Annotated in this window: 17 protein-coding genes, 1 other RNA gene and 1 pseudogene; 12 read left to right on the top strand and 7 right to left on the bottom strand. The window is 66.8% G+C overall.

Annotated elements, in window-relative coordinates:
- Nucleotides 1-2: 2 nt before the first annotated feature.
- From B6N23_RS09270 to smpB, 4 genes are all read right to left on the bottom strand, one after another.
- Complete coding sequence (locus tag B6N23_RS09270) at nucleotides 3-1202, bottom strand: saccharopine dehydrogenase family protein (protein ID WP_305498074.1); 1200 nt, start codon at nucleotides 1200-1202, stop codon at nucleotides 3-5.
- 289 nt (nucleotides 1203-1491) lie between these two features.
- A complete protein-coding gene (locus B6N23_RS09265; RefSeq protein ID WP_305498072.1) occupies nucleotides 1492-2808 on the bottom strand; it encodes an ATP-binding protein in 1317 nt (438 codons plus the stop codon).
- A gap of 410 nt (nucleotides 2809-3218) precedes the next feature.
- Nucleotides 3219-3599, bottom strand: a transfer-messenger RNA (tmRNA) gene (ssrA, locus tag B6N23_RS09260).
- 41 nt (nucleotides 3600-3640) lie between these two features.
- Nucleotides 3641-4132: an SsrA-binding protein SmpB gene (smpB, locus tag B6N23_RS09255; RefSeq protein WP_305498069.1), complete on the bottom strand. Its 492-nt coding sequence runs from the start codon at nucleotides 4130-4132 to the stop codon at nucleotides 3641-3643.
- Between the two features lie 128 nt (nucleotides 4133-4260).
- Between smpB and B6N23_RS09250 the strand changes: the two genes are divergently transcribed.
- Nucleotides 4261-4695, top strand: coding sequence for a type II toxin-antitoxin system RatA family toxin (locus B6N23_RS09250; RefSeq protein ID WP_305498067.1), 435 nt, complete (start codon nucleotides 4261-4263; stop codon nucleotides 4693-4695).
- Between the two features lie 3 nt (nucleotides 4696-4698).
- Nucleotides 4699-4995, top strand: coding sequence for an RnfH family protein (locus tag B6N23_RS09245; RefSeq protein WP_305498065.1), 297 nt, complete (start codon nucleotides 4699-4701; stop codon nucleotides 4993-4995).
- A gap of 52 nt (nucleotides 4996-5047) precedes the next feature.
- Here the strand turns inward: B6N23_RS09245 and B6N23_RS09240 are convergent, their stop codons facing one another.
- Nucleotides 5048-5509 (bottom strand): outer membrane protein assembly factor BamE, encoded by a 462-nt coding sequence (locus B6N23_RS09240; protein ID WP_305498063.1) that lies wholly within the window; start codon nucleotides 5507-5509, stop codon nucleotides 5048-5050.
- A 72-nt stretch (nucleotides 5510-5581) separates the two neighbouring features.
- Here B6N23_RS09240 and fur point away from each other — a divergent pair, with 72 nt between their 5' ends.
- Entirely contained in the window at nucleotides 5582-6028 is a 447-nt protein-coding gene (fur, locus tag B6N23_RS09235; protein WP_119022776.1) for a ferric iron uptake transcriptional regulator, read from the top strand.
- Between the two features lie 103 nt (nucleotides 6029-6131).
- Here fur and recN read toward each other — a convergent pair whose 3' ends face one another.
- Nucleotides 6132-7805, bottom strand: coding sequence for a DNA repair protein RecN (gene recN / locus B6N23_RS09230; RefSeq protein WP_305498062.1), 1674 nt, complete (start codon nucleotides 7803-7805; stop codon nucleotides 6132-6134).
- Between the two features lie 235 nt (nucleotides 7806-8040).
- Between recN and grpE the strand changes: the two genes are divergently transcribed.
- From grpE to dnaJ, 3 genes and pseudogenes are all read left to right on the top strand, one after another.
- On the top strand, nucleotides 8041-8658 hold the full coding sequence (gene grpE, locus B6N23_RS09225; RefSeq protein WP_119022774.1) for a nucleotide exchange factor GrpE: 618 nt from the start codon (nucleotides 8041-8043) through the stop codon (nucleotides 8656-8658).
- 123 nt (nucleotides 8659-8781) lie between these two features.
- Nucleotides 8782-10718, top strand: a pseudogene (gene dnaK / locus B6N23_RS09220) (molecular chaperone DnaK).
- A 91-nt stretch (nucleotides 10719-10809) separates the two neighbouring features.
- Complete coding sequence (dnaJ, locus tag B6N23_RS09215; RefSeq protein ID WP_305498058.1) at nucleotides 10810-11964, top strand: molecular chaperone DnaJ; 1155 nt, start codon at nucleotides 10810-10812, stop codon at nucleotides 11962-11964.
- Nucleotides 11965-12039: 75 nt separating this feature from the next.
- Here the strand turns inward: dnaJ and B6N23_RS09210 are convergent, their stop codons facing one another.
- Nucleotides 12040-12984, bottom strand: coding sequence for an HNH endonuclease (locus tag B6N23_RS09210; RefSeq protein ID WP_305498057.1), 945 nt, complete (start codon nucleotides 12982-12984; stop codon nucleotides 12040-12042).
- Between the two features lie 153 nt (nucleotides 12985-13137).
- Between B6N23_RS09210 and B6N23_RS09205 the strand changes: the two genes are divergently transcribed.
- The 6 genes from B6N23_RS09205 to greA all read left to right on the top strand — a co-directional run bounded on the left by B6N23_RS09205 (nucleotide 13138) and on the right by greA (nucleotide 20428).
- Nucleotides 13138-13416, top strand: coding sequence for a DUF2218 domain-containing protein (locus B6N23_RS09205; protein WP_169955895.1), 279 nt, complete (start codon nucleotides 13138-13140; stop codon nucleotides 13414-13416).
- Nucleotides 13413-14321: a DMT family transporter gene (locus B6N23_RS09200; RefSeq protein WP_305498055.1), complete on the top strand. Its 909-nt coding sequence runs from the start codon at nucleotides 13413-13415 to the stop codon at nucleotides 14319-14321. Before B6N23_RS09205 ends, B6N23_RS09200 begins: the two co-directional genes overlap by 4 nt.
- Before the next feature lie 65 nt (nucleotides 14322-14386).
- Complete coding sequence (gene dapB / locus B6N23_RS09195) at nucleotides 14387-15193, top strand: 4-hydroxy-tetrahydrodipicolinate reductase (RefSeq protein ID WP_305498053.1); 807 nt, start codon at nucleotides 14387-14389, stop codon at nucleotides 15191-15193.
- Between the two features lie 323 nt (nucleotides 15194-15516).
- Complete coding sequence (carA, locus tag B6N23_RS09190; protein ID WP_305498051.1) at nucleotides 15517-16665, top strand: glutamine-hydrolyzing carbamoyl-phosphate synthase small subunit; 1149 nt, start codon at nucleotides 15517-15519, stop codon at nucleotides 16663-16665.
- A gap of 59 nt (nucleotides 16666-16724) precedes the next feature.
- Nucleotides 16725-19955, top strand: coding sequence for a carbamoyl-phosphate synthase large subunit (gene carB, locus B6N23_RS09185; RefSeq protein WP_305498048.1), 3231 nt, complete (start codon nucleotides 16725-16727; stop codon nucleotides 19953-19955).
- Nucleotides 19952-20428, top strand: coding sequence for a transcription elongation factor GreA (greA, locus tag B6N23_RS09180; RefSeq protein ID WP_302140298.1), 477 nt, complete (start codon nucleotides 19952-19954; stop codon nucleotides 20426-20428). Before carB ends, greA begins: the two co-directional genes overlap by 4 nt.
- Nucleotides 20429-20514: the final 86 nt, after the last annotated feature.

The following is a 20514-nucleotide window of genomic DNA, read 5'->3' as shown; positions in this document are numbered from 1 at the left end:
GCTCAGGCCAGGGGGTCGTGGTCGGGGTCGAGCTCGACCACCTGCCAGGGCAGCCCCATCTCGCCGATGCGCGCCATGAAGGGGTCGGGGTCGAGCTGCTCGACGTTGAACACGCCCGCGCCCTTCCAGATCCCTTCCAGCATCAGCATGGCGCCGGTCACTGCCGGCACGCCGGTGGTGTAGGAGATCGCCTGGGACTTGACCTCCTCGTAGCACTTCTCGTGGTCGCAGATGTTGTAGATGTGCACCTTGCGACGCTTACCGTCCTTGATGCCGTCGGCGATGATGCCGATGTTGGTCTTGCCCTTGGTGCGCGGGCCCAGCGAGGCCGGGTCGGGCAGCACCGCCTTGAGAAACTCCAGCGGGGCGATCTTGGCGCCACCTACCTCGATCGGCTCGATGCTGGTCATGCCGACGTTCTCGAGCACCTTGAGGTGGGTGATGTACTTCTCGGAGAAGGTCATCCAGAAGCGGATGCGCTCCAGGCCCTTGATGTTCTGGCACAGGGACTCGAGCTCCTCGTGGTAGAGGAGGTAGATGTCCTTCTCGCCGATGCCGTCGAAGTCGAAGGTGCGCTTCACCGCCAGCGGGTCGGTCTCCTTCCACTCGCCCTTCTCCCAGTAGCGACCCTTCGCGGTGATCTCGCGAATGTTGATCTCGGGGTTGAAGTTGGTGGCGAAGGGGTAGCCGTGGTCACCGCCGTTGGCGTCCAGGATGTCGATGCGGTGGATCTCGTCGAACAGGTTCTTCTGCGCGTAGGCGCAGTAGATGTTGGTCATGCCCGGGTCGAAGCCGCAGCCCAGGGTGGCCATGTTGCCGGCCTCCTTGTAGCGCTCCTGGAAGGCCCACTGCTCCTTGTACTCGAACTTCGCCTCGTCGGGATGCTCGTAGTTGGCGGTGTCGAGGTAGGGCACGCCGGTCTTCAGGCAGGCCTCCATGATGGTCAGGTCCTGATAGGGCAGGGCCACGTGGATCAGCACGTCGGGCTTGAACGACTCGATCAGCTTGACCAGGTCATCGACGCTGTCGGCGTCCACCTGGGCGGTCTGGATCGGGCGATCCAGCTGGGCGGCGATCGCCTGGCACTTCGCTTCGTTGCGGCTGGCCAGCATGATCTCGCTGAAGACCTCGGGGTGCTGGGCGCACTTGTGGGTCACCACGCCGCCGACGCCGCCGGCGCCAATAATCAGGACTTTGCTCATGGGGTTTCGAATCCAGATCGGGAAATGTCAACAGTGGTAGGGTCTTATCGGTAGTGAAGCGCCTCAGCGCCCCCGACCCGATGCCACCCCGGTCTTGGCCTCGCCCGGCTCCCCGCAGGGGGGGATGACGAGTGGGCGCAGATAATGGCTCCCCCTGAGGCTGGTATCAAGTGGTTTTCGAGTCAAGTCTGCGACCAAAGTCGCAGGCCTGGGCGCCCAGGGGAGGGCAGGTCATTCTGCCGCGCGCATCATGACGGGCCGATGGCGTCGTAGACGACTACGAAGCGTCTCAGTACCCCATATCTAGGTCTTGCCCCTGATCGGCCAAGGCTTGTAACGCTTCCTCGCTGGAGATGGTCTTCCCGGGCTCCTCGCCCCACAGCATGCCGATGGGAACGGCGAAGCATCCCGGCACCTGCAGCTTGAGGCAGTGGCGGCCGGTGTAGAGCAGCATGCCCCCGCGGAATCCCTTGCCGGCCTGGTCGGCAAGCCTGGCGAGCCCGGCGGCGTCCTTGGCTTGGACGCTGGCGGCGCGCTTGACTTCAACCCCCCAGAGCTCCTGACCCCGCTCGATAACAAGATCAACCTCTACCTGATCCTTGTCCCGGTAGTGTGAAAAGCGCAGCTCCTGATCGACCCAGGAGGCCTGGGCGATCAACTGCTCGACCACATGGCTTTCCAGCAGGGAACCGAAGCGCTCTGCCTCGGTGAGCCACTGCTCCGGACCCAGGCGCCCCAGTGCCGCGGCAAGGCCGGTATCGACCAGGTGCAGCTTGGGGCTCTTGATCAGTCGTTTGGCGTGATTGCGATGCCAGGCAGGTAGCTGCTGGATCAGGAAGAGGCGCTCCAGGATGCCAAGGTACTTGGCGACGGTGGCGCGCTCCATTCCCAGTTCCTTGCTCAGATTGCTGACGTTGAGCAGGCAGGCAGTGCGGTAGGCCAACAGCTCCATCAGCCGCAGCATCCCGTCTTCGTCCTGAATGGCGGCGATATCCCGCACGTCGCGCTGCACGATGGCTTGGAGATACTGGCGATACCACTGGCGTGCCCGATGGGGCGCCCGGCGGTTGGGTTCAGGGTAGCCGCCTTGGCAGAGCACCTCTGCCGTGGGGGCGAGGGGGGTGGTGTCTGCCACCATCCTGGGCGTTAACTGACCCTCCAGCAGCGCGCCGAGCAGGGTCGAAGCACTCACGCGCTTCTCCTGTTCGGTCAGCGGATGCAAGTAGATGACCTCCATGCGACCCGCCAGGGAATCCTGTGCCTTGGGAAGCAACAGCAGGTTGGCTGAGCCTGTCAGCAGGAACCGGCCTGGCTGGCGATCCCGATCCACCATCGACTTGATGGCCAGCAGCAGCTCAGGGGCGCGCTGCACCTCGTCCAGAGTGACGCGTTCAGGCAACCCCTCGACGAAGCCGAGCGGATCCTGCCGAGCCGCTTCCAGCAGCGTCGCATCATCCAGGTTCAGATAGGTGCGTTCGGGGTCGATGCGCTGGGCGAGCGTTGTCTTGCCCACCTGCCGTGGCCCCAACAGGCAGACCACCGGCGTATCGGCGAGAGACTCGAGCACTCGATCGCGAATCAGTCGTGGAAGATAGGGTGGTGTCATGTCGCGCCTCTGCTAGCGTCCAGTTGCTGGAAAGACTAGCGTCCAATTGATGGATAGTCCATCGTCCGATTGGTGCTTTATTTTTCGGCCAGTTGATTTCTTTCTTATCGTCCAACTGCGCTGCCCACCCAATAGGTCATCGGTCAAGCCCAGAAGATTTCTCTCCTGACGCTGGTTTCGCTACCGTCAAAGGCGCTCATCGCACCTTGGAGCTAAGGCATGGCAGACGGTCGTCATGGAGCCCCTGCTGCGCGAGCGGCTGCGCCGGATCAACCTGCGCAACGGCGAGCCCTGGCTCGCTCGGCACGGGGTCGAGATGGAGGGGGTGTGAAAGCGCCCTGGCCTGGATGGGGCTGTGGAGGGCTAGAAACGAAAAAAGCACCCGTAGGTGCTTGATTCGTCGACTTGTTTGGTGGAGGCGGCGGGAATTGAACCCGCGTCCGCCAGCACTCGCCCATTGGCTCTACATGCTTAGATTCCGTTATTTGATTTAACGCCTCTGGCTCCAACGGTCAGGATCCAGCGACGCGATTCCTCGTAGATTTAGCAACCGGCATGAGGACGCTACCGATCACGATCCCATCAGTCTTGGCTCATATCCCCTCCGTGATGAATGGGCACATCACTTCGGGGCCGGACTAGAAGCTAACAGCGTTTAAGCTGCCAGCGCGCCCTGAGCGTAGTTGTCGTCGTTTGCGACTATTTAGTCGTGATGTTGGATTTACGAGATACATCACGCTCTCGGCATGCACCGCAGGGGTTGTCACCGGCGTCGAAACCATGTCGCCCCCTTGATCGTGCATCCTATCAGGATGCGCGTCACTGTGACAGCCTACGCCTTGTTTTGTTCCCGCATGATGCGGCCCCTCTGGCGCTGCCAGTCGCGGTCCTTCTCGGTGGCCCGCTTGTCGTGGAGCTTCTTGCCCGTCACCAGCGCCAGCTCGCACTTCACCCGGTTGCCTTTCCAGTAGAGCTTGAGCGGCACGCAGGTGTGCCCCTTGTCCTGGGTCCGCGAGAAGATCCTGGCGATCTCCTTCCGGTGTAGCAGCAGCTTGCGGGTGCGGACGGGGTCGGCGATCTCGTGGGTGCTGGCGGTGTTGAGCGGCATGATATGGCTGCCCAGCAGCCAGGCCTCGCCGTTCTTGACCAGGATGTAGGTGTCGGTGAGCTGCGCCTTGCCGGCGCGCAGGCTCTTCACCTCCCAGCCGGCCAGTACCAGGCCCGCCTCGAAGACCTCGTCGATGTGGTACTCGAAGCGCGCCTTCTTGTTCTGGGCGATGACGTTGCTGGTGGGCCCATTGCCCTTGCCTTTCTTGTTGGCCATGAAACCTCGTGTCTGTCCGTGCCCTTGGCGGCCGCCCCTTCGATATGGGGGGAAGCGTGATACCATTCAAGGCCTGAAATAACGGCTCATGATACGCCCTGGGCACTGTGAAGTCAGCGGAGAGCTCAATGCCAACGGTCAACCGAACCGCCATGGTGCGACATACCCCCCAGCAGATGTTCGACCTGGTCAACGATTTCGAGCGCTATCCGGAGTTCCTGCCCGGCTGTCGTCGCGCCCGCCTGCTCGAGCGGGATGACTCCCACCTGATCGGCGAGATGACCCTGGGGCGCGCGGGCATCGAGCAGAGCATCGCCACGCGCAACGACCTGATCGAACCGGAGCGCATCGAGATGTCGCTGGTCAGCGGCCCCTTCAAGCGCCTGCGCGGGCGCTGGATGTTCATCCCCATGGGCGAGAACGCCTGTAAGGTGTGCCTGGAGATGGAGTTCGAGTTCGCCAACCGCCTGCTGGGCATGGCCTTCGGCAAGCTCTTCCAGCAGGTGGCGGGGCAGCTGGTGGAGGCCTTCACCCGCCGCGCCGATCAGCTCTACGGGCGCTGAGCCATGGCCGAGATCGCGGTGGAGGTGGCCTTCGCCCTGCCCGGGCATCAGGCCGTGGTGGCGCTGAGCGTGCCCCTGGGCACCACCGCCAGCGAGGCGGTGGTGCTGGCCGACCTGCCCGGGCGCTTCCCCGAGCTGCCCGCGGAGGCCTTCGAGCAGCCAGACCTCGGCATCTTCGGCAGGCGGCTGCGCGAGCCGGCGACCCATCGCCTGCGGGCCGGCGATCGCGTGGAGCTCTACCGCCCGCTGACCATCGATCCCAAGCAGGCCCGGCTGGCCCGGGCCGCCGAAAAACGCTGACGCCCCGCCGGGCAGGGCCACGGCGGGGCGTCCAGGGGCGTCGCCTGCGGGGTCAGAAGTCTCTGGCCGGCTCGCCGCCCATGGGCACGGTCGCGCCGCCTTCTGGCTGCAGCTCAGGGGTGGTCTCCAGCGGCTCGGCGCCTTCTACCTGGGGGCCGGCGCCCTCGCTGGCGCGCAGGTCGATGTCGCGCTCCAGGTTGCCCTCGCGCTGGATATCCACCAGGCGGTTGCCGTCGAAGGTCAGGGTCACGCGGCGCCGTTCCACACCGCCGTAGGCCTCGTCGAGACGGAACACATAGTCCCACTGGTTGGCGTCGAAGGGCGCCTCCAGCAGCGGGCGGCCCATGACGTAGACCACGTCGTCGCGGGTCATGCCGGGACGCAGCTGTTCCACCATGTCGGCGGTGACCAGGTTGCCCTGAGGGATGTCCCGCTTGTAGACCCCGAAGTAGCTGCAACCGCTGGCCAGCAGCAGCGCGGCAGAAAGGGTGACGATTCTTGTCAACTTTTGCATTTGCGCCTGTTCTTCACTATCGTGGTTTCGGTCGATCATACCCGACCCTACCCGATACTGCGAAGAGCAACCATGGCCGACCAGAACCATGAACTGCGCAAGGCCGGTCTGAAGGTGACCCTGCCCCGCGTCAAGATCCTGCAGATCCTCGAGAACGCCCAGGGCGAGCACCACATGAGCGCCGAGGACGTCTACAAGACCCTGCTGGAAGCCGGCGAGGACGTCGGCCTGGCCACCGTCTACCGCGTGCTGACCCAGTTCGAGTCCGCGGGCCTCGTGGTGCGCCACAACTTCGATGGCGGCCACGCCGTCTTCGAGATCTCCCAGGACGAGCACCATGATCACATGGTCTGCCTGGAGAGCGGCGAGATCATCGAGTTCTTCGACGAGACCATCGAGCGGCGCCAGCAGGAGATCGCCGAGGAGCATGGCTTCGACCTCGTCGACCACGCCCTGGTGCTCTATGTGCGCCCCAAGGGCTCGAGCGTGACCCGCCAGGACGCCACCCAGAAGAAGTAGCGGCCCGGCAGCCGGTCCCACGACCGGCGCCCACGGCTCAGCGCGGCCCCGATTCTCGATCGGGGCCGCGCGCGTTCGGGGGTCCGCCGCCGGGGGGTGGGGCTCAGTGGTGGGGGCGCTGGCTGGCGTCGAGCATCTCGCGGGCGTGGGCCAGGGTGCGTTCGGAGAGGTTGACCCCGCCCAGCATGCGCGCCAGCTCGCCCACCCGGCCGGCCTCGTCGAGCAGCGCCATGCGGGTGAGGGTGGTCTCCTGCTCCGCGCGCTTCTCGATGTGCAGGTGCCGGTGGGCCTGGGCCGCCACCTGGGGCAGGTGGGTCACGGTCATCACCTGGCCCTGCTCGCCCAGGCGGCGCAGCAGCTGGCCGACGATCTCGGCGGTGGCGCCGGAGACGCCCACGTCCACCTCGTCGAACACCAGGCTGGGAATGGTGGAGTGGCGGGCGGCGACCACCTGGATCGCCAGGCTGATGCGCGACAGCTCCCCCCCGGAGGCCACCTTGGCCAGCGGCCGGGCCGGCTGGCCGGGGTTGGCGCTGATCAGGAAGCGTACGCCCTCCAGGCCCTCGGCGGCGGGGGTGTCACGCTCCAGCACTTCGACTTCGAAGCGCGCCTTGCCCATGGCCAGGAAGGCGAGCTGCTCCTGGACCGCCTTGCCGAAGCGGGTGGCGGCCTGGCGGCGCGCGTCGCCCACCTGGCGGGCCTGCCCCCGCCACCGCTCGCGCAGGGCGTCCACCTCGGCCTCCAGGGTCTCGAGATCTTCCTCGCCGCCTTCCAGGCGAGCCAGCTCCTCCTGCAGCTGCTGGTGCAGCGCGGTGAGCTCCTCGGGCATCACATGATGCTTGCGGGCCAGGCGGTGCACCTCGCCGAGGCGCTGCTCGACCCAGGCCAGCCGCTCCGGGTCGAGCTCGGTGCCCTCGGCGAAGTGGTGGAGCTCCCGGGCGGCCTCCTCGACCTGGATGCGGGCATCGCCCAGCATGGCGAGCGCCTCGGCCAGGCGGCCGCGGTCGCTGCCCGGCAGCGCCGAGAGGTGGTTGATCGCCTGAGTCAGCAGGCTCATGGCGCCGCCTTCGTCGTTGTCGCAGCACTCGGCGGCGAACTGCGCCTCGCGCAGGCGCTCCTCGGCGTGGGCCAGCTCCTCCTGCTCCTCCTCCAGCGCCTTGAGCTCGCCCTCGGCCAGCGCCAGCTGGTCGAGCTCCTCCACCTGATAGCGCACCAGCTGGCGGCGGGCGGCCAGCTCGTCGCCGTCCTCGGCCAGCCGCCGCAGCCGGCGCCTGGCGGCCTGCCAGGTGCGGAAGGTCTCGGCCATCTCGCCCACCGCCTCGCGGTGGCCGGCGAAGTCGTCGAGCAGGCGCAGGTGGGTCTCCTCGTGCAGCAGCGCCTGGTGGGCGTGCTGGCCGTGGATCTCGATCAGCCGCTCGCCCAGCGCCTTGAGATCGGCCACGGTGGCCGGCTGGCCGTTGATCCACGCCTTGGAGCGGCCATTGGCGCTCACCACGCGCCGCAGCAGGCAATCATCCTCGGGCAGCTCCCGGGCCGCGAGCCAGGCGCGGGCCTCAGGCAGCGCGGCGATATCGAAGCGCGCGCTGAGGTCGGCGCGCTCGGCGCCGTGGCGCACGCTGCCGGCATCGGCGCGCTCGCCCAGGCAGAGCCCCAGGGCGCCGAGCAGGATCGACTTGCCGGCGCCGGTCTCGCCGGTGATGGCGGTCATGCCGCCGGCGAGCTCCAGCTCCAGGTGGTCGACGATGGCGAAGTCGCGAATGGCAAGCTCTGTCAGCATGAGGCCTCCCGGGAAGTCTGCGCGCCCTGATCTCAGGACTACTGGTCATACATCCAATATGTGTGCGTTTATACAGTAGTCCACGATGCCCCACAATGCACGGATCGGCCTCTCCCGGCTGTCTCGCCTTGAGATCCGCTCTGGCGTCCCCATATAGCTCGCAGAACCGTTCAACCCCCCTCATTCATGTTTCATCGGCGGCTAGACGCCGCCGCATCCCTGTCAGGAGAGACCCATGGCCAGAGATCCCCAGACCCCGCTGGACGAGGAACTTGCCCGTCGTGAGCAGGAGGCCGAGCCCCAGCCCATCGAAGGCGAGCTGGAGGAGGCCATCGAGGCGGCCGAGGAGACCGAGGCCGCCGCCGAGGCGAGCGACAACCCCGAGGCCGAGCTGCTGGCCGCCCGCGTCGAGGAGCTGGAGCAGAGCGTCGCCGAGGCCAAGGACCAGGCGCTGCGTGCCGCCGCCGAGGCCCAGAACGTGCGCCGCCGGGCCGAGCAGGAGGCCGAGAAGGCCCGCAAGTTCGCCCTGGAGAAGTTCGTCAAGGAGCTGCTGCCGGTAGTGGACAGCCTGGAGAAGGCCCTCGAGGCCATGGCGGACGAGGCCACCGAGGCCCATCGCGAGGGCGTCGCCATGACGCTGAAGATGCAGCGCGACGTGCTGGCCAAGTTCGGGGTGGAGATCCTGGAGCCGGCGGGCGAGCCCTTCGACCCGCAGTTCCACGAGGCCATGGCCATGGTGCCCAACCCCGAGCTCGACCCCAACACCGTCATGGACGTGTTTCAGAAGGGCTATCTGCTCAACGGCCGCCTGGTGCGGCCGGCCATGGTGGTGGTCAGCCAGGCCGCCGGCTGAGCAACAAATCCTGGCCGCGGGACTTGAAATGAGGCCTGCGGCCCCCAGATAGACGTCAACTCCGCGGCGCAGGCCGCAGAACACGACTCCGGATACACAGCAACGACTTTTCGAGGATTTCCTATGGGACGCATCATCGGTATTGACCTGGGGACCACCAACTCCTGCGTGGCCGTGCTCGACGGCGACAGTGCCAAGGTGATCGAGAACGCCGAAGGCGCACGCACCACGCCCTCCATCATCGCCTACACCGACGATGGCGAGACGCTGGTGGGCCAGTCGGCCAAGCGCCAGGCGCCAGGGTCACCAACCCGACCAACACCCTCTACGCCATCAAGCGCCTGATCGGCCGTCGCTTCAAGGACGACGTCGTCCAGAAGGACATCAAGATGGTGCCCTACACCATCACCGAGGCCGACAACGGCGACGCCTGGGTCGAGGTGAAGGGCAAGAAGCTGGCCCCGCCCCAGATCAGCGCCGAAGTGCTGAAGAAGATGAAGAAGACCGCCGAGGACTACCTGGGCGAGCCGGTCACCGAGGCGGTGATCACCGTGCCGGCCTACTTCAACGACAGCCAGCGTCAGGCCACCAAGGATGCCGGCCGCATCGCCGGCCTCGAGGTCAAGCGCATCATCAACGAGCCCACTGCGGCGGCGCTGGCCTACGGCATGGACAAGTCCCGCGGCGACAAGACCATCGCGGTCTATGACCTGGGCGGCGGCACCTTCGACATCTCCATCATCGAGGTGGCGGACGTCGACGGCGAGACCCAGTTCGAGGTGCTGGCCACCAACGGCGACACCTTCCTGGGTGGCGAAGACTTCGACATGCACCTGATCAACTACCTGGTCGATCAGTTCAAGGCCGACAGCGGCATCGATCTCTCCGGCGACAACCTGGCCATGCAGCGCCTCAAGGAAGCCGCCGAGAAGGCCAAGATCGAGCTCTCCAGCGCCCAGCAGACCGACGTCAACCTGCCCTACATCACCGCCGACCAGACCGGTCCCAAGCACCTCAACGTCAAGGTGACCCGGGCCAAGCTGGAGTCGCTGGTGGAGGACCTGGTGCAGCGCTCCCTGGCGCCCTGCAAGATCGCCCTGAAGGATGCCGGCCTCTCCGCCTCCGAGATCGACGACGTCATCCTGGTCGGCGGCCAGACCCGCATGCCCATGGTGCAGCAGAAGGTCGCCGAGTTCTTCGGCAAGGAAGCGCGCAAGGACGTCAACCCGGACGAGGCGGTGGCCGTGGGTGCTGCCATCCAGGGCGGCGTGCTGGGCGGCGACGTCAAGGACGTGCTGCTGCTGGACGTCACCCCGCTGACGCTCGGCATCGAGACCCTGGGCGGCGTGATGACTCCGCTGATCGAGAAGAACACCACCATCCCGACCAAGAAGACCCAGACCTTCTCGACCGCGGATGACAACCAGACCGCCGTGACCATCCACGTGCTGCAGGGCGAGCGCAAGCAGGCGGGCGGCAACAAGTCGCTGGGCCGCTTCGACCTGGCCGACATCCCGCCGGCGCCGCGCGGCGTGCCGCAGATCGAGGTTGCCTTCGACCTGGACGCCAACGGCATCCTGAACGTCTCCGCCAAGGACAAGGCCACCGGCAAGGAGCAGTCCATCGTCATCAAGGCCTCCAGCGGCCTCTCCGACGACGAGATCGAGCAGATGGTCCGCGACGCCGAGGCCCACGCCGACGAGGACAAGAAGTTCGAGGAGCTGGTGCAGCTGCGCAACCAGGCCGACGGCATGGTCCACGCCGCGCGCAAGACCGTGCAGGAAGCCGGCGAGCACGCCAGCGAGGACGAGAAGCAGGCCATCGAGAGCGCCGCCAAGGAGCTCGAGGAGGCGATCAAGGGTGACGACAAGGACGACATCCAGGCCAAGCTCGACAAGCTGACCGAGGTTTCCGGCAACCTGGCCCAGAAGATGTATGCCGCCCAGGCCGAAGCGGCCCAGCAGGGCGGTGGCGAAGGCCAGGAGGCCGGCGCCAAGCAGGAAGATGACGTGGTCGACGCCGAGTACGAAGAAGTCAACGACGACCAGAAGAAGCAGTAAACCACGCATCTGAACCACGGATGATGCCAGCGCGGGGGCCTGACTCCCGCGTTGGTGTTTCCGCGGTACCCCGACGGAGGCGGACCGATCCATGTCCAAACGTGACTATTACGAGGTGCTGGGCGTAGAGCGCGGTGCCGACCAGAAAGAGATCAAGAAGGCCTACCGACGACTGGCCCAGAAGCTGCACCCCGACCGCAACCCGGACGACGAGGCCTCGGCGGAGAAGTTCCGCGAGGTCTCCGAGGCCTACGAGGTGCTCTCCGACAGCGAGAAGCGCGCGGCCTACGACCAGTTCGGCCATGCCGGCGTGGACGGCCAGGCGGGCGGCTTCGGCGGTGGTGGCTTCGGCGGCGCGGGCGCCGGGGGCTTCAGCGATATCTTCGGGGATGTCTTCGGCGACATCTTCGGCGGCGGTGGCGGCGGGCGTCGTCACCCCAACGCCCGGGCCCGCGGAAGCGACCTGCGCTACAACCTCGAGCTCGACCTCGAGAGTGCGGTGGCCGGCACCAGCGTCGACATCCGCGTGCCGCGCCACGTGGAGTGCGAGCGCTGCGACGGTTCAGGCGCCGAGCCCGGCTCCAGCAAGGAGACCTGCCCGACCTGTGCCGGCCACGGCCAGGTGCGCATGCAGCAGGGCTTCTTCGCCGTGCAGCAGACCTGCCCGACCTGCCACGGCTCCGGCCAGCACATCAAGGTGCCCTGCCACAAGTGCAACGGCGAGGGCCGCGTGCGCGAGACCCGTACCCTGTCGGTGAAGATTCCTGCGGGGGTCGACACCGGCGACCGTATTCGCCTGAACGGCGAGGGCGAGGCCGGCATGAATGGCGGCCCGCCCGGGGATCTCTACGTTCAGGTGCACATCAAGCCGCACCATATCTTCCAGCGTGACGGCAAGCACCTGCACTGCGAGGTGCCGATCAACTTCGTCGACGCCGCGCTGGGTGGCGAGCTGGAGGTGCCGACCCTGGACGGCCGGGTGAAGCTTAAGATCCCGGCGGAGACCCAGACCGGCAAGCTGTTCCGCCTGCGCGGCAAGGGCGTCAAGCCGGTGCGCGGCGGCGCCCCGGGCGACCTGCTCTGCAAGGTGGTGATCGAGACCCCGGTGAAGCTCAACGAGGAGCAGAAGGAGCTGCTGCGCCAGTTCCAGGAGAGCCTCGGCGGCACCAACAGCGCCCACCACTCGCCCAAGAAGAGCGGCTTCTTCGACGGCGTGAAGAAGTTCTTCGAGGACATGAAGCCCTAGGCGGCATCACCCCTCGCAGCGACAGACGGGCCCCGGCATCGCCAGATGCCGGGGCCCATCGCGTTCATGGCTGCCTCAGCGCTGCAGGTGGTCCAGGCGCCAGGCCAGGGCGTCGCGATCCGGCTGCCTGCGCGGGTCACGTGGCAGCACCAGCGGCTTGCCATCTAGTTCGCAGAGCCAGCGGTTGTCGGGTACCAGGGCGTCCCCCCCTGGGCTCAGGTGCCAGCGGTGGTCGGGCCCCGGGGCGATCAGGTGGCTGTCCATGGCCCAGTGCAGATTGGGCGTCAGCGCCAGGCCGTTGGTGGGGCGATCGTCCTGGCTCTCGGCGAAGGGCACCAGATGAGCCGCCTCCACCAGATAGCGATAGTCCGGGGTGATATAGCGCAGCCGGCTGGCCGCGCAGCGGTAGTCGTAGGCTTCCAGCACCAGGGCGCGAAAGGCGGCGGAGCGGGCATATTTCTGGCTCTCCTCCTTCACGTTGCCCGTCAGGCGCTCTGGATGTCGCTCATAGTGGCCGCTTTCAAGCGCTGTGGTCAGGTAGGCATGCAGGCAGTCATGGGCCCGCGAATCGGCGGAGAAGTAGCGAGTCACCAGGAGCGCACAGGCCTCACGCGAGGTCTTCTCGTCCTGCAGCACCTGGAAGAGTGTTTCGTCCAGCCGAGCCGTGCTGAAGCGCTCCCGTAGCTGGCCGATGGACTTGGGCTGGCCAAGCTGCGCCTCCAGAGCGCCCAGCTCGGCGGTGAACTCTGGTGACCAGAGAGGCCCCGTTGGGCCCTGGTCATTTCTCAGGTGCCAGAGGGGGAGCTGTGGGTTGGCGGACTGTCGGGTTGCTGTGGCGGCCTCGTAAAGGTCGTGATAGCGGGCGATCAGGCGATCGTCGATGGCGATCCGGGGCGAGATGATATGCCCCGCCTGGATCTCGCAGATGATGGCCAGCAGCAGGCACGGCTTGTTGGGGGCCGGCCTCCCCCTGCTGTGTCCGTCCCTGAGTCGTGTCAGGCAGCCAAGCGCCTCGTCCATGTCATCTCTCTCGTCCTGTTGTCTTCCCGCTACCGTATCACGTCGCCATGGGCGCCTGCCGTGGCGGCATCCTCGGTTGAAAATGGCCGCTTGGCGCCGGCGGTGCGGGCGGCATAGTCTGGTAGCCCGACATTCCTTCAGGAGGTGGCCGCCATGCCGATTTCACGTGCCGAGATTCCCGCCGATGACGCCGAAGCCCTGATCGACCAGCTCTGCCAGCGCTGGTCCGGGGAGCACGCGGTGGCCAAGCGCGATGCGGGGGTCGAGGTGACCTTTGCTACCGGCAGCTGCTACCTGGTGGCGGAGCCGGACAAGCTGGTGGTGGTCGTGGAGGCCGTCGAGGACGAGGCCCACGACCAGCTGGAGGGAGAGGTGGACAACACCCTGGACGCCCTCCGGGGCGTCGAGCTCGATATCGTCTGGGAAGCGTGAGCCCGGCGGCATCCACCCGCGGCGCCCACCTCGGCATGCTGCTCTGGGCGGCGCTGGTGGGTTTCTCCTTTCCCGCCGTAGGGTTGATGAGTGAACTGCCGCCGCTCTCGCTCACCGCACTGCGCTTTGCCATCGCCTGTGCCGGGCTCTGGTGGCTGGCCAGGCGTGCGCAGGACTTTATGCCGGCGCCGAGGCTGCTGCCGCTCTATGCGCTAATGGGCCTCTGTCTGGCCGGCTTCTTCGGCGCCATGTTCTGGGCCGCCCACCGCGCCACGGCGCTCTCCATGGCCACGCTGTATGTCACGGTGCCGCTGCTGGCCTTTCTGATGGGGCGGGGGGTGGGGGTTGAGCGCCCCGGCTGGCGGCTGCCGGGGATCCTGGCGCTGGGCGCCCTGGGTGCGCTCGGCTTGGCGCTGGCAGAGGCCTGGCACCAGGGTGGTCGGCTGCGTTTCGGCATCGGCGAGGCGGTGTTCTTTCTGGGCTGCTGCTCCACCGCGCTCTATCCAGTACTCAGCAAGTGGGGCCTGGCGCGGGGGTGGCTGCCGGGGACGGCATCGGTGCGCACCTTCTGGAGCCTGGGGGCCGGCGGTGTGCTGATCGGCCTGGTGGGCCTCGCCGTGGAGCCGGTGGGGACGCTGCTGGACATGACCGTCCTCGACCTCGCCCTGCTGATCTATCTGGGGCTCTGCTCCAGCGCGCTCACTTTCTGGCTGATGCAGCGGGCCACCTCGTCCCTGACGCCCGGGGCGGTCACCGCCTATGGCTATCTGGTGCCCTTCGTCTCCATGCTTCTGCTCTTTGCCAGCGCGCCGAGCCAGGTCGGTTGGGTCTGGCTGCCGGGCAGCCTGGCAGTGCTCCTGGCCATGGGGCTCTTGATGCGCGACAGCGGCAGGGCGGGCGGCTGACGGCGCCTCGCCTCTGATATACTGCCGCCCATTCCCGAACCGCTACCGCTTTCACAGGAGTCCATATGACCCGTATCGCCATCGTCGGTGTCGCCGGCCGCATGGGCCGCACCCTGGTCAACGCCGTTCTGCAGGCTGACGGCGCCACCCTGGCCGGCGGCATCGTCGAGCCGGGCAGCACGCTTGCCGGTGCCGACATCGGCGAGCTGGCAGGCCTAGGTAAGCTCGGTGTGGCGGCAGTGGACTCCCTGTCAGCCATCGTCGACGACTTCGACGTGCTGATCGACTTCACCGCGCCCCGGGTGACGCTTTCCAACCTGGCCTTCTGCGCGGCGCACGGCAAGCGCATGGTGATCGGCACCACCGGCCTCTCCGACCAGGAGCTGGACGAGCTCGACGCCTACCGCGAGCGGCTGCCCTTCGTCTTCGCCCCCAACATGAGCGTCGGGGTGAACCTCACGCTGAAGCTGCTCGAGACGGCGGCGAAGGCGCTGGGCGACGAGGGCTACGACATCGAGGTGATCGAGGCCCACCACCGCCACAAGGTCGATGCCCCCTCCGGCACCGCGCTGAAGATGGGCGAGGTGGTGGCCGAGAGCCTGGGCCGCACCCTCAAGGAGCACGGCGTCTTCGAGCGGGTGGGGCAGTGCGGGCCGCGCACCGACAAGGAGATCGGCTTCGCCACGGTGCGCGCCGGCGACATCGTCGGCGAGCACACCGTGATGTTCGCCACCGAGGGCGAGCGCATCGAGATCACCCACAAGGCCTCGAGCCGCATGACCTTCGCCAAGGGGGCGGTGCGTGCCGCGCGCTGGGTGGCCGGCCAGGGCAACGGCCGCTACGCTATGCAGGACGTGCTCGGCCTCGACTGAGGAGGAGTTCGACCAAAGGGGTGGCCGGGGAGCGGTCGATCCTGTAAAATCCCGAAAATTTTGGCCGGGCGCCCGGGCGAGAGCCCCTGAACCAGCGCTTGTTGCTTCGGCCCCTAGTTCTGAGCGAATCAGTTCCGAGCGAATGACAACAAGCGGGATGAAACCGGTATCTATCGGGTTTCGTCCCGCTTTTTTGCGGAGTGGCCGCCCATCTTGCGGGGCGGCCATTCATGGGCAGGCCACCGGTAACCCGCATTTCTGGACGAGTTGTCTCTATATAGCTGTCTGTAAAGCTATTCGTATAAGCATGGGAGGACGTTGCATTGAACAGACCCGCGATACTGGCCCTGGAAGACGGCAGTGTGTTTCATGGCACGGCCATTGGTGCCGATGGACAGACCAGCGGTGAGGTGGTGTTCAATACGGCGATGACCGGCTACCAGGAGATCCTGACCGACCCCTCCTATACCCGTCAGATCGTCACCCTGACCTACCCCCATATCGGCAACACCGGCGTCAACGCCGAGGACGTCGAGTCCGGCGGCATCGCCGCGGCGGGCCTGGTGATCCGCGACCTGCCGCTGCTGGCCAGCAACTTCCGCTGCGAGCAGACCCTCTCCGACTACCTCAAGAGCCAGAACGTGCTGGGCATCGCCGACATCGATACCCGCCGGCTGACCCGCATCCTGCGCGACAAGGGCTCCCAGAACGGCGCCATCCTGGCCGGCGCCGAGGCCGAGGGGGATGACGCCGTCGAGAGCGCCCTGGCCGCCGCCCGCGCCTTCCCGGGCCTCAAGGGCATGGACCTGGCCAAGGTGGTCTCCTGCCAGGCCCCCTACGAGTGGAGCGAAGGCGAGTGGGCCCTCGGCGAGGGCTATGCCGATACGACCCAGGCCGAGCGCCCCTTCCACGTGGTGGCCTACGACTTCGGCGTCAAGCGCAACATCCTGCGCATGCTCGCCTCCCGCGGCTGCCGCCTCACCGTGGTGCCGGCCCAGACTCCGGCCGCCGAGGTGCTGGCGATGAATCCGGACGGCGTCTTCCTGGCCAACGGCCCCGGTGACCCCGCGCCCTGCGACTACGCCATCACGGCGATCCGCGAGATCCTCGAGACCGAGCTCCCGGTGTTCGGCATCTGCCTGGGCCACCAGCTGCTGGCGCTGGCCAGCGGGGCGACGACCGTGAAGATGGGCCATGGCCACCACGGCGCCAACCACCCGGTGCAGGACCTCGACACCGGCCACGTGATGATCACCAGCCAGAACCACGGCTTCGCCGTCGACGAGGCGAGCCTGCCGGCCAACGTGCGGGCCATCCACCGCTCGTTGTTCGATGGCACCCTGCAGGGGATCGAGCGTACCGACCGCCCGGCCTTCAGCTTCCAGGGCCACCCGGAAGCGAGCCCCGGCCCCCAGGACGTCGCGCCGCTGTTCGACCGTTTCGTCGAGATGATGAAGGCCCGCCAGGCCTGAGCCCTGGGACACAGCCCGAGACACGTCGCCCCTCGTCACCTTTTTCTGCGGGAAGCACCATGCCCAAGCGTACCGACATCCAGAGCATCCTGATCATTGGCGCCGGCCCCATCGTCATCGGCCAGGCGTGCGAATTCGACTACTCCGGCGCCCAGGCCTGCAAGGCGCTGCGCGAGGAGGGTTACCGGGTCATCCTGGTGAACTCCAACCCGGCCACCATCATGACCGACCCGGCCATGGCCGATGCCACCTACATCGAGCCGATCACCTGGCAGGCGGTGGAGAGGATCATCGAGGCCGAGCGCCCCGACGCCATCCTGCCCACCATGGGTGGCCAGACCGCGCTCAACTGCGCCCTCGACCTGGACAAGCACGGCGTGCTGGCCAAGTACGGTGTGGAGATGATCGGTGCCAATGCTGAGGCCATCAACAAGGCCGAGGACCGTGACCTCTTCGACCAGGCGATGAAGAACATCGGCCTGGAGTGCCCCCGTGCCAAGGTGGCCCACTCCATGGCAGAGGCCTGGGAGATCCAGGCGGAGCTCGGCTTCCCGGTGATCATCCGCCCCTCCTTCACCATGGGCGGCTCCGGCGGCGGCGTGGCCTACAACAAGGAGGAGTTCGAGGAGATCTGCGGTCGCGGCTTCGACCTCTCGCCCACCAAGGAGCTGCTCATCGACGAGTCGCTGCTGGGCTGGAAGGAATACGAGATGGAGGTCGTTCGCGATCGCAACGACAACTGCATCATCGTCTGCGCCATCGAGAACTTCGACCCCATGGGCGTGCACACCGGTGACTCCATCACCGTGGCGCCGGCCCAGACGCTGACCGACAAGGAATACCAGATCATGCGCGACGCATCGCTTGCGGTGCTGCGCGAGATCGGCGTCGAGACCGGCGGCTCCAACGTCCAGTTCGGCGTGGACCCGGACACCGGGCGCATGGTGGTGATCGAGATGAACCCGCGGGTGTCGCGTTCGTCTGCGCTGGCCTCCAAGGCCACCGGTTTCCCGATCGCCAAGATCGCCGCCAAGCTGGCGGTGGGCTACACCCTGGACGAGCTTTCGAACGACATCACCGGCGGGCGCACCCCGGCCTCCTTCGAGCCGGCCATCGACTACGTGGTCACCAAGATCCCGCGCTTCACCTTCGAGAAGTTCCCCCAGGCCAACGACCGCCTGACCACCCAGATGAAGTCGGTGGGCGAGGTGATGGCCATCGGGCGGACCTTCCAGGAGTCGCTGCAGAAGGCGCTGCGCGGCCTGGAGACCGGCAACGACGGCCTCGACCCCATCGTCACTGACTTCACCGAGGATGCCCTGGCGCACATCAAGGGCGAGCTGCAGGCCGCCGGCGCCGAGCGCATCTTCTACGTGGCCGACGCCATGCGCGCCGGCATGAGCCGCGACGAGATCTTCGCGCTGACCAAGATCGACCCCTGGTTCCTGGTCCAGCTCGAGGACCTGGTGACCACCGAGGCCGAGGTGGCCAGGCGCTCGCTCTCCGAACTCGACGCCCGGGAGCTCTTCCGCCTCAAGCGCAAGGGCTTCAGTGACGCCCGCCTGGCGAGCCTGCTCGGGGTCTCCGAGAAGGAGTTCCGCCGCACCCGCCAGAAGGCCGGCATCCGCCCGGTCTACAAGCGTGTCGACACCTGCGCCGCCGAGTTCGCCTCCGACACCGCCTACATGTACTCCACCTACGAGGAGGAGTGCGAGGCGGAGGTCTCCGATCGCCAGAAGATCATGGTGCTGGGCGGTGGTCCGAACCGTATCGGCCAGGGCATCGAGTTCGACTACTGCTGCGTCCACGCCGCCTTCGCCATGCGCGACGACGGTTACGAGACCATCATGGTCAACTGCAACCCCGAGACCGTCTCCACCGACTACGACACCTCCGACCGCCTCTACTTCGAGCCGGTGACCCTGGAGGACGTGCTGGAGATCGCCGACAAGGAGCAGCCGGTCGGCGTGATCGTGCAGTTCGGCGGCCAGACCCCGCTGAAGCTGGCCCGCGAGCTCGAGGCCGCCGGCGTGCCGATCATCGGCACCACCCCGGACGCCATCGACCGCGCCGAGGACCGCGAGCGCTTCCAGCAGATGATCGACAAGCTGGGCCTCAAGCAGCCGCCCAACGCCACCGCGCGCAGCTTCGAGGAGGCCTTCGCCAAGGCCGAGACCATCGGCTACCCGCTGGTGGTGCGCCCCAGCTACGTGCTGGGCGGCCGCGCCATGGAGATCGTCTACGACGCCTCCGAGCTTGAGAACTACATGACCCACGCGGTCAAGGTCTCCAACGACTCCCCGGTGCTGCTCGACCACTTCCTGAACGCCGCCATCGAGATCGACATCGATGCGGTCAGCGACGGCAAGCAGGTGGTGATCGGCGGCATCATGCAGCACATCGAGCAGGCCGGCGTGCACTCCGGCGACTCCGCCTGTTCGCTGCCGCCCTACTCGCTGCCGGCGGACGTCCAGGACGCCATGCGCGACCAGGTCAAGCAGATGGCCGTGGAGCTGGGCGTCAATGGCCTGATGAACGTGCAGTTGGCCTGGCAGGACGGCGAGATCTACGTCATCGAGGTCAACCCGCGCGCCTCGCGCACCGTGCCCTTCGTCTCCAAGTGCATCGGCACCTCCCTGGCCCAGATCGCCGCGCGTTGCATGGCCGGCAAGACCCTCGAGGAGCAGGGCTTCACCCGCGAGATCGTGCCGCACTTCTTCAGCGTCAAGGAGGCGGTCTTCCCGTTCAACAAGTTCCCGGGCGTCGACCCGATCCTGTCGCCGGAGATGAAGTCCACCGGCGAGGTGATGGGCTCCGGTGACACCTTCGCCGAGGCCTTCTACAAGGCCCAGCTGGGCGCCGGCGAGGCGATTCCGCCCGTCGATGGTGACCGCAAGGCATTCCTCTCGGTGCGCGAGCCTGACAAGGCGGGCGTTATCGAGGTGGCCCGTTCTCTGGTAACATTGGGCTTCACGCTGTGCGCGACCCGCGGTACCGCCGCTGCCCTGGAGGCCGCCGGTATCGAGGTGGAGGTCGTGAACAAGGTCTTCGAAGGCCGTCCGCATATCGTCGATCTGCTCAAGAACGACGACATCGCCTATATCGTCAATACCACCGAGGGTCGCCAGGCGATCCAGGACTCCTCGGTGATACGTCGCACCGCGCTTGCCCGCAAGGTTCCCTACGCCACGACGCTGGCGGGGGCCAGTGCCGTTTGCATGGCGCTGGAGTACGGCAACGAGATCACGGTGCGGCGGCTTCAGGAACTGCATGCAGGAGCTGCACAATGAACAAGGTCCCGATGACCGTTGCCGGAGAGGCACGTCTGCGCAAGGAGCTCGAGCAGCTCAAGGGCGAGGCGCGTCCGAGGGTGATCGCCGCCATCGCCGAGGCCCGTGAGCACGGCGATCTCAAGGAGAACGCCGAGTACCATGCCGCTCGCGAGCAGCAGGGCTTCATCGAGGGGCGCATCCAGGAGATCGAGGGCAAGCTCGGCAGCGCCCAGGTGATCGACGTCACCAAGCTGCCCCAGACCGGCAAGGTGATCTTTGGCGTCACCGTGGGGCTGGTCAACCTCGATACCGACGAGGAGGTCACCTACCGCATCGTTGGCGAGGACGAGGCCGACATCAAGCAGGGGCTGATCTCGGTCACCTCGCCCATCGCCCGCGCCCTGATCGGCAAGGAGGAGGGCGACGTGGTGGTGGTCAAGACCCCCGGCGGCACCGTCGAGTACGAGATCGGCAGCGTCGAGCACCTGTAAGCGCCAGGCCTTGAGCGCCAACCAAGCCGCTCGGTGACGGGCGGCGGGTACGCCAGGCAAGAAGAAGCCCCGCAGACTCGCGTCTG

It is taken from the genome of Halomonas alkalicola, from assembly GCF_030704205.1.
GTDB lineage: Bacteria > Pseudomonadota > Gammaproteobacteria > Pseudomonadales > Halomonadaceae > Halomonas > Halomonas alkalicola.
Note: the sequence above shows the minus strand (reverse complement) of the source record. Positions and strands in the feature narration are given on the sequence as shown.

Excerpts from the sequence above, each read along its gene's own strand:
- greA (WP_302140298.1), top strand. The coding sequence starts at position 19,952 with ATGAACAAGGTCCCGATGACCGTTGCCGGAGAGGCACGTCTGCGCAAG.
- B6N23_RS09250 (WP_305498067.1), top strand. The coding sequence starts at position 4,261 with ATGCCAACGGTCAACCGAACCGCCATGGTGCGACATACCCCCCAGCAG.
- fur (WP_119022776.1), top strand. The coding sequence starts at position 5,582 with ATGGCCGACCAGAACCATGAACTGCGCAAGGCCGGTCTGAAGGTGACC.
- dnaJ (WP_305498058.1), top strand. The coding sequence starts at position 10,810 with ATGTCCAAACGTGACTATTACGAGGTGCTGGGCGTAGAGCGCGGTGCC.
- carB (WP_305498048.1), top strand. The coding sequence starts at position 16,725 with ATGCCCAAGCGTACCGACATCCAGAGCATCCTGATCATTGGCGCCGGC.
- grpE (WP_119022774.1), top strand. The coding sequence starts at position 8,041 with ATGGCCAGAGATCCCCAGACCCCGCTGGACGAGGAACTTGCCCGTCGT.
- B6N23_RS09265 (WP_305498072.1), bottom strand. The coding sequence starts at position 2,808 with ATGACACCACCCTATCTTCCACGACTGATTCGCGATCGAGTGCTCGAG.
- dapB (WP_305498053.1), top strand. The coding sequence starts at position 14,387 with ATGACCCGTATCGCCATCGTCGGTGTCGCCGGCCGCATGGGCCGCACC.
- B6N23_RS09240 (WP_305498063.1), bottom strand. The coding sequence starts at position 5,509 with ATGCAAAAGTTGACAAGAATCGTCACCCTTTCTGCCGCGCTGCTGCTG.
- B6N23_RS09205 (WP_169955895.1), top strand. The coding sequence starts at position 13,138 with ATGCCGATTTCACGTGCCGAGATTCCCGCCGATGACGCCGAAGCCCTG.
- B6N23_RS09270 (WP_305498074.1), bottom strand. The coding sequence starts at position 1,202 with ATGAGCAAAGTCCTGATTATTGGCGCCGGCGGCGTCGGCGGCGTGGTG.
- recN (WP_305498062.1), bottom strand. The coding sequence starts at position 7,805 with ATGCTGACAGAGCTTGCCATTCGCGACTTCGCCATCGTCGACCACCTG.
- B6N23_RS09245 (WP_305498065.1), top strand. The coding sequence starts at position 4,699 with ATGGCCGAGATCGCGGTGGAGGTGGCCTTCGCCCTGCCCGGGCATCAG.
- smpB (WP_305498069.1), bottom strand. The coding sequence starts at position 4,132 with ATGGCCAACAAGAAAGGCAAGGGCAATGGGCCCACCAGCAACGTCATC.
- B6N23_RS09210 (WP_305498057.1), bottom strand. The coding sequence starts at position 12,984 with ATGGACGAGGCGCTTGGCTGCCTGACACGACTCAGGGACGGACACAGC.